The organism is Halarcobacter sp., assembly GCF_963676935.1.
Lineage (GTDB): Bacteria > Campylobacterota > Campylobacteria > Campylobacterales > Arcobacteraceae > Halarcobacter.
Map to the genome: position 1 here is coordinate 129,776 of NZ_OY781470.1, position 13,630 is coordinate 143,405.

At 29.7% G+C, this 13,630-nt stretch carries 14 protein-coding genes; 8 read left to right on the forward strand and 6 right to left on the reverse strand.

What is annotated here, in order from left to right; all coding sequences use genetic code 11:
* Positions 1-44 precede the first annotated feature (44 nt).
* Both ACKU4C_RS00655 and ACKU4C_RS00660 read right to left on the reverse strand, forming a co-directional pair.
* Positions 45-866 carry an HDOD domain-containing protein gene (locus ACKU4C_RS00655; protein ID WP_321313736.1) on the reverse strand — a complete coding sequence of 274 codons (822 nt, stop codon included), beginning with the start codon at positions 864-866 and terminating at the stop codon, positions 45-47.
* A gap of 22 nt (positions 867-888) precedes the next feature.
* Positions 889-1,803, reverse strand: coding sequence for a hypothetical protein (locus ACKU4C_RS00660; RefSeq protein WP_321313738.1), 915 nt, complete (start codon positions 1,801-1,803; stop codon positions 889-891).
* 138 nt (positions 1,804-1,941) lie between these two features.
* Between ACKU4C_RS00660 and thiC the strand changes: the two genes are divergently transcribed.
* The 5 genes from thiC to ACKU4C_RS00685 all read left to right on the forward strand — a co-directional run bounded on the left by thiC (position 1,942) and on the right by ACKU4C_RS00685 (position 5,598).
* Entirely contained in the window at positions 1,942-3,291 is a 1,350-nt protein-coding gene (gene thiC / locus ACKU4C_RS00665) for a phosphomethylpyrimidine synthase ThiC (protein ID WP_321313741.1), read from the forward strand.
* A 115-nt stretch (positions 3,292-3,406) separates the two neighbouring features.
* Positions 3,407-4,570, forward strand: coding sequence for a P-loop NTPase (locus ACKU4C_RS00670; RefSeq protein WP_321313743.1), 1,164 nt, complete (start codon positions 3,407-3,409; stop codon positions 4,568-4,570).
* 184 nt (positions 4,571-4,754) lie between these two features.
* Positions 4,755-4,895, forward strand: a complete 141-nt coding sequence (locus ACKU4C_RS00675; protein ID WP_321313745.1) for a hypothetical protein — start codon at positions 4,755-4,757, stop codon at positions 4,893-4,895.
* A complete protein-coding gene (locus tag ACKU4C_RS00680) occupies positions 4,895-5,362 on the forward strand; it encodes a transcriptional repressor (protein ID WP_321313747.1) in 468 nt (155 codons plus the stop codon). The genes ACKU4C_RS00675 and ACKU4C_RS00680 overlap by 1 nt, the downstream gene beginning before the upstream one ends.
* Before the next feature lie 110 nt (positions 5,363-5,472).
* A complete protein-coding gene (locus tag ACKU4C_RS00685) occupies positions 5,473-5,598 on the forward strand; it encodes a hypothetical protein (RefSeq protein WP_321313749.1) in 126 nt (41 codons plus the stop codon).
* Positions 5,599-5,625: 27 nt separating this feature from the next.
* Here the strand turns inward: ACKU4C_RS00685 and hisIE are convergent, their stop codons facing one another.
* The 4 genes from hisIE to ACKU4C_RS00705 are packed head-to-tail and all read right to left on the reverse strand — an operon-like array spanning position 5,626 to position 8,660.
* Positions 5,626-6,309 carry a bifunctional phosphoribosyl-AMP cyclohydrolase/phosphoribosyl-ATP diphosphatase HisIE gene (gene hisIE / locus ACKU4C_RS00690; RefSeq protein WP_321313751.1) on the reverse strand — a complete coding sequence of 228 codons (684 nt, stop codon included), beginning with the start codon at positions 6,307-6,309 and terminating at the stop codon, positions 5,626-5,628.
* 8 nt (positions 6,310-6,317) lie between these two features.
* Positions 6,318-6,608: a hypothetical protein gene (locus tag ACKU4C_RS00695; RefSeq protein WP_321313753.1), complete on the reverse strand. Its 291-nt coding sequence runs from the start codon at positions 6,606-6,608 to the stop codon at positions 6,318-6,320.
* 30 nt (positions 6,609-6,638) lie between these two features.
* The gene (locus ACKU4C_RS00700) at positions 6,639-7,727 is read right to left on the reverse strand and encodes an SPFH domain-containing protein (protein WP_321313755.1); all 1,089 of its coding nucleotides are present in this window, start codon (positions 7,725-7,727) and stop codon (positions 6,639-6,641) included.
* Positions 7,728-7,739: 12 nt separating this feature from the next.
* The gene (locus ACKU4C_RS00705; protein ID WP_321313758.1) at positions 7,740-8,660 is read right to left on the reverse strand and encodes a branched-chain amino acid transaminase; all 921 of its coding nucleotides are present in this window, start codon (positions 8,658-8,660) and stop codon (positions 7,740-7,742) included.
* Between the two features lie 142 nt (positions 8,661-8,802).
* Between ACKU4C_RS00705 and ACKU4C_RS00710 the strand changes: the two genes are divergently transcribed.
* The 3 genes from ACKU4C_RS00710 (at position 8,803) to ACKU4C_RS00720 (ending at position 13,559) form a co-directional block, all read left to right on the forward strand.
* Positions 8,803-9,405, forward strand: coding sequence for a methyltransferase domain-containing protein (locus tag ACKU4C_RS00710; protein WP_321313760.1), 603 nt, complete (start codon positions 8,803-8,805; stop codon positions 9,403-9,405).
* Between the two features lie 98 nt (positions 9,406-9,503).
* Positions 9,504-12,974, forward strand: coding sequence for a methionine synthase (gene metH / locus ACKU4C_RS00715; RefSeq protein WP_321313762.1), 3,471 nt, complete (start codon positions 9,504-9,506; stop codon positions 12,972-12,974).
* Positions 12,975-13,061: 87 nt separating this feature from the next.
* Entirely contained in the window at positions 13,062-13,559 is a 498-nt protein-coding gene (locus ACKU4C_RS00720; protein WP_321313764.1) for a hypothetical protein, read from the forward strand.
* Positions 13,560-13,630: the final 71 nt, after the last annotated feature.

Genomic DNA, 13,630 nt, shown 5'->3' on the forward strand with positions numbered 1-13,630 from the left:
AGTAAAAAAGTTACATATTATACTTTAATGTAACTTATGAAAGCTTAAAGATCATTTTCTAATTTAAATTTAATAGAATCTATTGATTGTAAAAGAGGTTCTGTGTCTAAACCATATTCATTAGCTTTGTTTAGTGCCCTTTGTACATTTTGGTCAGAAAGTGGATTTCTAATATCGCATAAAATTTTAATTATTTCTAAAATTTTTACTTTTTCAACATAATCTTTAGGACAATGTTCTAAATCCTCTACAAAACCAATTGTAAATATAAGATTATGACTTAAATTCCAGTGTTTGAAGATATTTGCAGTGATTCTTGCACAAGAGTATCCTAAAAACTCTTTTTCAACACTAGAGATATTTTTACTAATTTCAAGTTTGCTTAAAAAGTCTTCTTTTTTGTCACTTTCTATAATTACTTCAGAGATTACAAATTTTCCAACCTCTTGTAAAAATGCAGGAAGAATCAATTCCTCTTTTAAATCAAAACTAATTTTTGATACCCAAGTATTGACAAGTGATGAAGCTAAATTTGAAGAAAACATAAAGTCGTCAGTAGAAACATTGTAAGCATCTAAATTTGTATTTACTAAACTTTGAATAACTGTTCCTAATGCAATAGAAATTGTAAAGTTTACACCTAAAAGTGATATTGCACGGCTTGGAGTTTCTACTTCACTAACAAAACCAAACATTGCAGAGTTAGCAACTCTTAAGACTGTTGTAATAATTAGAGGATCTTTCTCGATTATTTTTAGTAAGTCTAATGGTTCTTGATTAGACATTTTTCTAAATTCTTCTAGTTCTATTACACTCTTTGGTAAAGGTGGTAATGAATCAATCTTCTCGATAATAAGTTTCTTCATTTCTTGTCCTATATAAATCTAACTACTTTAATTTTGATATAATATCAATTAATTCTTTATACTCATCTGTATTTAGAGTTAATATTGATATTTTTTCATCATAATAATACTTTTTATTATTCTTGATAAGTTTTTTGGAACTGACGATAAATTCATCTAATAAAAAGTTTTTAAACTCTTTTATATCTATATTAACATTAAAAAATGACAACTCAACTATATATTGAAAAATCTTTTGATAATTGCTGTTTTTATTAATATCAATATTAGGAAAATAAAAATTTATTTTATATATCATAGATAGTAATAAAAAGCTTAGATTGTTTTTTACTTTAAGTTCTTCTAGTATTGCATCCATTTTTGAATTGTTTCCAAAGTTGGTTGATAAAGAGAGTTCATACCCATCCACTATTCTTTCAGATGAATAAATATAGTAATCAAAAATATAATCAATATCTTTTTTATTTATATCTATATAATCAGAATGTGTAAATTCATATAGGTGTTGACCTATTATATTGTTTATAATATTTATTATCTCTTCATCAAGCGGAATAGAAAGTTTAAGCATATTTTTTGACTCTTGCATAATTTGAAAAATTTGTTTAACTTGCTTTCTATTTTTATTGTGTGTATAAAGTTTTCTACAAAAAAGAGAAAAAAGTTTTATAAGATGAAGATATAAAGTAAATTGTATATGAAATACTTTTTTATTTTTTGAAAATGATTCTTTCATTAATTTTTCATACAATTTAAAAAGTTTTTTTATTGAGCTTAAATTATAACTACCATCATATACGCAAAAGTTTTTATCAATATTTAGTTCTATGATAAGTTTATTTAAATTTTCTTCATTTAAGGAATCATTTTTTAATAGGTCTTTCAAATCATTTTTAGATTTCTTATAAATTGATTCTAATTTACTTAATGTATACATACTTCTCCAAACAAATCTTGGTAACCATTATATAGAATCGAAACTTATATGAATTATAAAATTAAATTAATACGAAGAATTAAGTTTATATAAACTAAATTTGATATAATCAGAGAAAATTTTTATTAGGGATATTATATGAGAGATTGGCTAAACAATCATAAAAATGATGAAGTAAGAACACAAATGTATTATGCTAAGAAAGGGATTATTACGCCTGATATGGAGTATGTAGCCCAAGTTGAGAAACTTGATCCTGAATTAGTAAGAAGTGAAATTGCAAGAGGAAGATTAATAATCCCAGCTAATGTTAATCATAAACATTTAAATCCAATGGCTATTGGTATGGCAAGTTCTTGTAAAATCAATGCAAACATAGGTTCATCTGCTTTGGCATCAGATATTCAAGGTGAGATTGAAAAAGTTGATGTATCATTGAAATATGGTGCTGACACAATCATGGATTTAAGTACAGGGGGAGATTTGGATGCAATTAGAAGTGCAGTAATTGAACACTCAACTGTTCCGATTGGAACAGTACCAATGTATCAAATTTTACATGATTGTAATGATAAAATTGAAGATTTAACAATTGAGAGTATGTTAGCTGTTTTAGAAAAACAAGCTCAACAAGGTGTTTCATATTTTACAATTCATGCAGGTTTCCTTTTACAATTTATGCCACATATTGCGAAAAGAAAAATGGGTATTGTATCAAGAGGTGGTTCTTTAATGGCTGCGTGGATGATGCATTATCATAAAGAAAATCCATTTTATGATGCTTATGATGATATCTTAGAGATTTGTAGAAAATATGATGTATCTTTATCTTTAGGGGATTCTTTAAGACCTGGATGTTTAGCGGATGCATCAGATGAAGCTCAATTATCAGAATTAAAAGTTTTAGGTGAATTAACACTAAGAGCATGGGAAAAAGATGTACAAGTTATGATTGAAGGGCCAGGACATGTTCCTTTAAATCAAATTGAAAGAAATATGAAATTAGAACGTGAATATTGTCATGAAGCACCATTTTATATTTTAGGACCACTTACAACAGATATTGCTGCTGGATATGATCATATCTCTTCTGCAATTGGTGCAGCAGTTGGTGGATGGCATGGAGCTTCAATGTTATGCTATGTTACACCAAAAGAGCATTTAGGTTTACCAAATGCAAATGATGTAAGAGAAGGTATTATTGCATATAAAATTGCTGCTCACTCTGCAGATATTGCAAGAGGAAGAAAAGATGCAAGAGATATTGATGATGAGATGAGTGATGCAAGGTATGCATTTGATTGGAATAAACAATTTGAACTTTGTTTAGACCCTGAAAGAGCAAAAGAGTATCATGATGAGACTCTTCCTCAAGATGTATTTAAAGAAGCAGAGTTTTGTTCAATGTGTGGACCAAAATTTTGCTCATATAAAATTACACAAAAAATTGTTGATAAACATGGAGATGAAATAGCACAAGCTGTTTAAGCCAAAGTTTCTTAAGGAGTTTCCTTGAGAAACTTTTTATTTTAGTGGTAATTAAGACAAAAATTATCCTATTTAATTTATAATACGAAAATATTAAAGAATATAAGGAAAATATATGGCAACTATAGCTGATATAAATGATAAATTAACGAAAGTTTTATATCCAGGGTTCCAAAAATCAATTATGGACTTTGGATTTGTAAAAGATGTACAAGTCGAAGACAATAATTGTATTATTGTTTTAGATATTACATCAAGTGCACCAGAAGTAGAAGAGCAATTAAAAAAGGATATTTCTGCTGTATTAACTGACACAGTATCAAATGTAGAGATTAGAATTACAAAACCTGAAGCTCCAAAACAACAAAGTAATAGTACGAGCGGGCAAAATATAGCTCCACAAATTAAAAACTTTGTAATGGTAAGTTCAGGAAAAGGTGGAGTTGGAAAATCTACTACAACTGTTAACTTAGCAGTTGCTGCAGCGATGCAAGGAAAAAAAGTTGGTATCTTAGATGCTGATATTTATGGACCAAATATCCCTAGAATGATGGGAATATCAGGAAAAGAAGTAGAAATCGTAGGAAACAAAGCTAAGCCATTTAATGCATATGGCGTTGATGTAATGTCAATGGGTTCATTAATGGATGAAGGTCATGCACTAATCTGGAGAGGTGCGATGATTATGAAAGCTGTACAACAACTTCTAAGAGATATTCTATGGGAAGAGTTAGATATTTTATTTATTGATATGCCTCCTGGAACTGGTGATGCACAATTAACAATCGCTCAAAGTGTTCCTGTAACATGTGGTGTAAATGTAACAACTCCTCAACATGTAGCTTTAGATGATTCAAGAAGATCTTTAGATATGTTTAAAAAACTTCATATCCCAATCGCAGGCATCATTGAAAATATGAGTGGATTTATTTGTCCTGAATGTAATAGCGAATCTGATATTTTTGGAATGGGAACTTGTGAACCTTTAGCTGAACAATATAATACGCAAGTTTTAGGGAATCTTCCAATTGAACCTGCAATTAGAGAGGGTGGAGATTCTGGTAAGCCAATTGTGTACTGTAACCCTGAATCAGAATCTGCAAAAAGATATATGAGTACAACAGCTAAACTTTTAGCATATATTGATGAGGTTAGTTCAACTGCTTCAAATGCAGAGATTCAACCAACTACACCTCCTGGTGTATCAGCTTGTTCTACTGCTGGTGCATCATCACAACAATCTTCACACTCTGGTGGAAGTTGTGGTTGTGGTAACTAAATAAAAAGAGAGTCTCTCTCTTTTTATCCTTTTTTAAAATCATTTCTCTTTTTTAATCCTTTAAAATCAAATTACTAAAATTAATCGTACTAATCTGTTTACTAAGTATGATAATAATTATCATTAAATATTAATTAAGTTTAAGATGAGTATAATTTTGATATTCATTATTAAGGAATAGATTATGCTGTTAAAACATGAAAAAAATAGTTTTAAATCATCAATGTTTTATAAAACTAATATGAAGATAAATAAAAATCTTCCAAAAGTTTATTTGGCTACATTAGTGTTAGCTATTGTTATTGGCTATGTAGGGACTAACTAATGACCTATATAGGAAATACTGAGACAAAAGAATTTGATATATTTATTAAAAATTTTAAAGAACATATTAGTAAGTTAGGATATAAAAATACTATACAAAAAGACTATATTTTAAAAATAATTTATTACAGTAATGAACACCTAAGTGCAGAAGAAATAGCACAAAAAATTCATAAAGAATTTAATCTTGATATTGGGATAGCAACAGTATATAGAACTCTTAATTTTTTTGAAGAAATGGATCTAATCAAATCTTTAGATATTGGAGATGGGGTAAGAAGATTTGAATTCAAGATTGAACATGAACATCATGATCATATGGTATGTATAAAATGTGGAAAAATAATTGAATTTTCTGATGAAATGATTGAGTTAAATCAAATAAAAATAGCAGAAAAAAATGGCTTTGTCTTAAAAGATCATATTATGACTATATATGGTATCTGCCATGAATGCGACAATAAATAAAATAAAAATTGAACTAATATGGAATAGTTATTGCAAATGATATTTATTATCAGTTTTAATTAATACTTCTTATAGTATAATTTTAATAATTAATATCAAAAAGGAATACTATGCCACTTTTAATTCCAATAGCTATGGTTATATCTACAGCATTAACTGTAAAAACATTAAATGGTACAGCAAAAAAAATAGAGAAGAAAAGAGCAAGAAGAGAAAGACGAAATAAAGTTCAATAATAAAAAGTATAGCTTTTGCTATACTTTTTATTCTTCAATTCTTGAATTTTTTTCCTCTATCCCCGACATACCAAATCTTCTAGCTAATTCTTGTTTAACTCTATCTGGACTTATATTTTTAGAAGCAAGGGCAACTAAAACATGGTAAGTGATATCAGCAGCTTCATAGATCGCCTCTTGGGTATCATTGTCTTTTATTGCAAAAGTAAATTCACCAGCTTCTTCAACTATTTTTTTAAGCATAGAGTTTTCTTTTCCATTTAATAATTTTGAAGTGTATGATTTTTTAGGATCATCATTTTTTCTATCTTGAATTACATGATATAATGTATCTATAACTCCATAAGCACTTGTTGTATCAACTTCAACTTTTGATATCTCTTCTTTTGTTTCTAAATTTGTAAAAAAACAAGATTTTCTTCCTGTATGACAAGCAACTCCATTTTGTTTTACTTTTAACAAAATTGTATCATTATCACAATCTATCAGGATATTTTTTATCTCTTGAGTATGGTTTGAACTCTCACCTTTTTTCCAGATTCTTTGTTTACTTCTGCTAAAATAGTGAGCAAATTTTGTGTCAAGAGTTAGTTGTAAAGCCTCTTTATTCATGTATGCAAGCATTAAAACTTCATTTGTCTCAAAGTCTTGTGTTATTACAGGAATTAAACCTTCCATCTTTTCCCAATCAATTAGTTCTATATTTTCCATTTTGTACCTTAAAATTTTGTTCCTAAATTTATATTAACACCATCAACTTTTTTATTTTCTTTATCTACCTTAACATTTCCGTCAATTTCTAAATTATTGTTTTTAGGTTTTTTTTCTTCAGAATCAAAGGGAAGAGGTGCTTCTTTTAATTTATCTTTATCTTCATAATCTTTTTTTGTTTTAATTGGTAGATTTTTTGGATTAATAACTTGTATATCTAAGTTTTTATCTTTTAAATCGATTTTATCAGATGAGAAAACATAAATAAATAAAAGTGATAAAATTAAGATTTTAAACATATTGAGACCTCTCAATAAGAGTAAAAACTCTTATTGATTTATTGCTGTGTCTCTTGTTTTATTTTTTGTATCAACCCAAATATTTGGAGTAGATCCACCAGGAGTTAAGAATATTTTTGCATCTTTATTTTCTCTAAGTGCATCGTTAAACTTACCTTGAACTTGAATTTGTTGCATTTGCAATAATTCACCAGTTAAAGATTTTGCAATCTCTTTATTTGCAGCAGCTTGTGCTTTAGCTTCAATAGTAACAGCATCTGCTCTACCTTGTGCTTCAATTCTATTTTTATCAGCTTCCCCTTTTGCTAAGGCAGCTTTTTTCTCTGCTTCTTGTTTTGCTCTTTCAACTTCATATCTAACTCTTTGAGCTTCTTGGTTTGCTATTTGAACTCTTTCAATTTGGTCTTTGATTTTTGGAGGTAAAACAATCTCTCTTAATTGAACTGATTCAACTGATACAGGTTTCCCTTCTAAAGATTCTATTTGAGTTCTAATTCCATTTTCAATCATAGTAGCAATTTCATTTCTTCTTGTTGGTAACTCTTCTGCATTAAATCCACCAACAACATTTCTTACTATGTTTCTTACAACTGGATTTACAATTTTATCTTCCCATCCTGGTCCCCAAGTAGCAATTGTAAGTGGAGCACCACTTGCTGTTAGTCTATATTGAACTGTAAGTTCAATTGAAACTGGTAAACCTCTTGCATCAAGAATATTAATCGCTGGATTACTTCTAATACTTTGATCAAACCCTGTACTTGTTTCAACAGAAGCATAATTCATAAGTCTAACTTTTGTATCAACTACTGTTACTTTTTGGTATCCAGGAATTATAAAGTGAAAACCAGGTCTTAGAGGAATCTCTTCATACTTTCCTAAAGTTTGTTTAATCCCTACATTACCAGATTCTATAGTCATAAATGGTTTTGTAAGAAAAAGTATTGCAATCACAATAATAATTGCATAAATGATTCCCGCTTTTTTTCCAAAATTTTTGAAAAATTCAGGTGGCTCAAATGGTGGTTGATAGTTTCCACCACCTCCATTGTTAGAGTTGTTACCTCCACCTTTATTCTGCTGCTGTCTATTTTTAAAATAGTCGTTATCAATTGGCATAAATATTCCCTTTTAGTTTATATATGTTAAGTATTTTTCGTACTTTTCGTTCTTCCCTTGAACTACATCGAAATACGCTTTTTGAAGAGCTTCTGTAATTGGTCCTCTTTCTCCTTCACCAATTACTCTGCAATCAACTTCTCTAATAGGAGTTACTTCTACAGCAGTACCGGTAAAGAAGGCTTCATCAGCTACATAAATCTCTTCTCTTGTTATTCTTCTTCTAATCACCTCATAACCTAAATCTTCAGCAATATCAATTACAGTTGCTTGAGTAATTGATTCTAAAGAGTTATCATTTGGTGGAGTTATAATCTTACCATCTCTTACTATAAAGAAGCAAGCACCAGAAGCTTCAGCAATATAACCTTGGTCATCTCTTAATAAAGCTTCATCATATCCAGCTTCAACTGCTTCAAACTTAGCCATTTGAGAGTTTAGGTAGTTTGCAACTGCTTTTGCTTTTCCCATACCTGAAGTATTTGGAGTTCTTGTCATAGATGATATTTTTACTCTAACACCTTTTTTCATTCCTTCCTCACCTAAATAAGCTCCCCATTCCCACGCAGAAATAGAAACTTGTGCAGGTGCATCTTTATGGTAAAGTCCCATAACACCATAACCAAGATACACTAGAGGTCTAATATAAGCACCTTCAAATAATTCATTCTTTTGTAGTAGTTCAATTTGTGCTTCATTTAATTCATCAACACTAAATGGCACGTCAATTAGTGTCATTTTTGCTGAATTAATTAATCTTTTTGTATGTTCGTTTAGTTTAAAAATTGCACATCTACCATCATGTGTTTTATATGCTTTTGTTCCTTCAATCGCACCATTACCATAGTGTAAAGTGTGACTTAATACATGAACTTTTGCGTCTTTCCAATCAACAAATTTTCCATCCATCCAGATGTATTTTGCTTCAGTCATATTAAATATCCTATTTAAAATTTTAGATAATATGTTATCTAAAGAAATATTAAAATAAAGTTTGATAATTATTATAACTATATATGCAAAAAAAATCTAATGTTTTTTTGCTAAAATTCAAAAAAAATTATAAGAGAGAATTATGAGTCAACAACATTTTTGGAATGAAAAGTTTTCTAGAGAAGGGTATCTTTATGGTAAAAGACCAAATGCTTTTATAGAGTCTTGTTCTAACTATTTTGATAGAAAAAAAAGTTTTTTATGTTTAGGTGAAGGGGAAGGAAGAAACGCAATCTATTTTGCAAAAAAAGGTTTTGATATAACAGCTCTTGATGCTTCAGACATAGGACTTAAAAAACTTGAAGAGTTTGCAAAATATGAAAGTGTACATGTAAAAACAAAATGTATTGATTTAAATAAATGGAATCCAAGTAAAAAATATGGCTCTATTGTAGCTTCGTATCTACATATGCATAAAGATGATAGAAAACCTTTATTTGAAAAAATTGAAAATAGTTTAGAAAGAGATGGAGTATTTATTGGAGAGTTTTTTTCAACTAAACAATTAAATTATAGTAGTGGTGGACCTAAAGATATAGACTTACTTTATACAGTAGATGATTTTTTAGATAATTTTAATAGGTGTGAAAAGATAAAAGTTGAAGAGATTTTAACAAATCTAGATGAAGGGAAAGGCCATATTGGCGAAGCAAGTGTAATCAGAGTAATTTTACAAAAAAATTAGCATAGGTAATTCACAAGTGTTTAAACGATTTTTTTATATACTATTTACTTAATTTAGAGATAAACTTTACTTTTTTATAGGAATTAATAAACAAAATAATGATTGAAAAAATAAAAAAAATAATAGAAAAAAAAGTATTAATAATAGATGGTGCAATGGGGACTCAACTCCAACTTGCAGAGATTAAACAAGAAGAGTGGCAATATGAAGGGAATGATTTAGAAGGTTGCAATGAACTTTTAAATTTAACAGCACCTCATATTTTAGAAACAATACACGATAACTATGCAAAAGCGGGAGCAAATCTACTTACAGCCAACACTTTTGGTTCAATGCCTTGGGTTTTAGATGAATATGGAATCCCTGAAACTTCTTATGAATTATCAAGACTTGGCGCTCAAATTGCAAAAAAATCTTGTGAAAAATATAGTACAGAAGATAATCCAAAATTTGTATTTGGTTCTATTGGACCTGGAACAAAACTTCCTAGCCTTGGACATATCACATATGATGAGATGTTTGAAGGATATAAGATTATGGCAAAGGGTTTAGTTGATGGGGGTACTGATATTTTCCTTTTAGAAACATGCCAAGATCCTCTACAAATAAAAGCTGCCCTTCATGCTTTAAAAGAGGTTGCTCCAGAGATCCCAATTATGGTATCTGTAACCATAGAGATGTCAGGAACAATGCTTATTGGAACTGATGCAATGACTATTGCAGCTATAATGGAACCTTTTAATATCTTATCTCTTGGATTTAATTGTGGAACAGGACCAAAACAAGTTCATAAACACGTAAAAGCTTTAAGTGAAGTTTGCAGGTTCCCAATTTCTGTTCATGCAAATGCAGGACTTCCTCAAAATAGAGGTGGACAAACATATTATCCAATGGGACCAGAAGAGTTCACCAAGCTTCAAAAAGAATTCTTAGATATAAATGGAGTTTCATTTTTAGGTGGATGTTGTGGTACGACTCCTGAACATATTGAAGCTTTAGCAAGTGGTGTAAAAGGAATAGTTCCTAAAAAGCCTTGCGGGTTTTTAAAAGCTTCTTTAGCATCACTTTTTAATGTTGTTCCTTTAAAACAAGATCCTGCACCACTTCTAATTGGAGAACGTTCTAATGCAACAGGTTCAAAAGCTTTTAGAGAACTTCTTAAAGCAAATGATTATGAAGGAACTTTATCTGTAGGTCAGCAACAAGTAAGAGCTGGGGCTCATGTAGTCGATGTATCTGTAGGTTTTGCAGGACGTGATGAAAGAGAAGATATGGATAAAGTTGTATCTTTATATTCTCAAAAAGTTTCACTCCCTCTTATGCCTGACTCAACTCAAATACCTGCCCTTGAAGCAGCTTTGAAACAAATTGGTGGAAGACCTATAATCAACTCAGTAAACCTTGAAGATGGGGAAGAAAAGTTTGATGAAATATGTAAATTAGCAAAAAAATTTGGTGCGGCACTTGTATGTTTAGTTATTGATGAAATTGGTATGGCTAAAACAAAAGAGCGTAAACTTGAAATTGCAGAGCGAATTTATGATTTATGTATAAATAGACATGGTTTCAAAGGTGATGACTTAGTTTTTGATATGTTAACTTTTACAATAGGTTCAGGGGATGAAGAGTATAGAACAGCAGGAATTGAAACCCTTGAAGCGATTAGAGAATTTCAAATAAGACATCCTGAAGTGGGAACAACTTTAGGTTTATCAAATATCTCATTTGGACTTTCAATAAATGCCAGAGTCTATCTAAACTCTATCTATCTTGACCATTGTGTAAAAGCAGGATTAACATCTGCAATTGTAAATGTTAAACATATTTTACCTCTTAATAAAATATCTGAAGAGGATAAAAAAGCTTGTGATGATCTAATTTTTAATAATCAAGAAAATGGTGATCCTCTATTTAAATTTATTGAACACTTTGCAAATGTTGGAGATGTTCAAGAACAAAGTGATGAGGAGTATCAAAAGCTTGAACCTATAGATAAGGTTAAAAAACTTTTATTAGATGGGGATAAAGATAGGATGTTACCTCTTGTTGAGGAATTAAGACATAATGTCAATCCTGAAATTATTGTAAATGAATGGCTTATTGATGGTATGAAAGTGATTGGGGAACTATTTGGTAGTGGGCAAATGCAGTTACCATTTGTACTACAGAGTGCTGAGACAATGAAAGCAACAGTAGATGCTCTTAACCCTTATTTACCAAAAGAGGAAAAAGCAACTGAAACAGTTCTTGTTTTAGGAACAGTTAAAGGTGATGTTCATGATGTTGGTAAAAACCTTGTTGATATAATCCTTTCAAATAATGGTTTTAAAGTTATAAATATTGGGATAAAAGCTGATTTAAATGATTTTATTATTGCTGTTAAAGAGCATAAAGCACAAGCGATAGGTATGAGCGGACTACTTGTTAAGTCAACAGCTGTAATGAAAGAAAATCTTGAGAATCTTCAAAAAGAGGGAATAGATATTCCTGTACTTTTAGGTGGAGCAGCTCTAACCAAAGGGTTTGTAAATGATTATTGTAGACCAATTTATGATGGACCAATTTTTTATTGTAGAGATGCTTTTGATGGTGTAGTATCAATGCAAAGAATTGAGGGTGGAGAAGTTGATAATACGGCTCTTGCTGCAGACTTAATAGATGAAGATGCAATAGCTAAACAAGAAGAGGAAGAGATTATTGTAAATGAAGAAGATGTTGAACTACCTGAACAAACAGAGTTCACCTTCCCTCCATTATGGGGTAGAGTTACTCAAAATTCTAGTATGATAGATAAAGAATTATCCTTTAAATGGATAAATCATAGGGTTTTATTTAGACAAAGATGGGGATATAAAAGAGGAAAACAAGATTCAAAAGAGTTTTTAAAACATGAAAAAGAGGTTGTTGAACCTTTATATGAAAAGTTAAAAGAAGAGTTTATTGAAAAAGAACTTTTTGACCCAATAGCTATTTATGCATATTTTCCATGTATTTCAAAGGAAAATAAATTGTATATATTTAGTGAAGAGTACGCTTTTCATTCTTTAGAAGAGGCTAAAGATGTACCACCTTTAGAAAAAGCTATAAAAGTGTTTGAATTTCCTAGACAAAAAAGAAAACCGCACAGATGTATTGCTGATTTTTTTGCAAATGATAGACTTGATGTAGTTGCTTTTTCACTTGCAAGTGCTGGACTTAAACTATCTCCTTATGAAGCAGAACTTTATAAAGAAAGTAAGTTCTCAGAATATTATCAAGTTCATGGTTTAGGTGTGGAATTAGCTGAAGCTTTAGCAGAAGTTATTCACAAACAAGTAAGACTTGATTTAGATATTGTTCCAAAAGAGGGACATACATTATATGATGTACAGATGAAACAATATGTAGGTTGTAGATATTCTCCTGGATACGCTGCTTGTCCTGAGTTAGAATTGAGTCGTGATATTTTTGATTTATTAAAACCAGAAGAGTTTGGAATAACCTTAAGTGAAACTTTTCAAATAGATCCTGAGCAATCAACTTGCGCTATTATAGTACCACATCATAAAGCAAATTATTACAATATATAGAAAGTGTCATTTATGACATTTTCTACTTTCAATTAATTTTACTAATAATTTTGATAAAATGTTCTTTATTAAAAAATAGGAATTAGCATGACAAAAGAAAAAAGTTTTAAAGAGAAAATTTTAGATTATATTTATATTTTATCAAAACAACCAATTCTTTTAAGAGATTTATTAGAAGCAAATAGACAATACAATGAAGGTATGCATGTAGATCCTGCAAAATTAGGGTTTAGGCTTAAATTAGGCCGAGCATATTTAGTGTATATTCTTATTGTTTTAGCAATATTAGTCCCGTTATCAGCTATATTACATAAACCTTTAGCAAATATTGATCCTCATATATCTATTTTAGGTGCAATGATTATAACAGCAATTATTTTTATGGGCTTTAACTTTTTTCGAGCAAAAATGAGAGATGAGATTACATATAAACAGATAAAAAAATCTTGGATTCTTCGATTCCCATATTTCTCTTATGATGAATATAATAAAAAAATTGAAGAGATATATTTAGAAGCGATTAAAGATGAAGTTGCAAAAAGAGATTTAGAAAAATATATTTTGGATAAATTAGTAAACGAATAAAATCCAAAGGTTTTCTTTTTTACAATGTAAGTTATAAAAGTGTACAATTTATAACTATAGATAAAAATGGA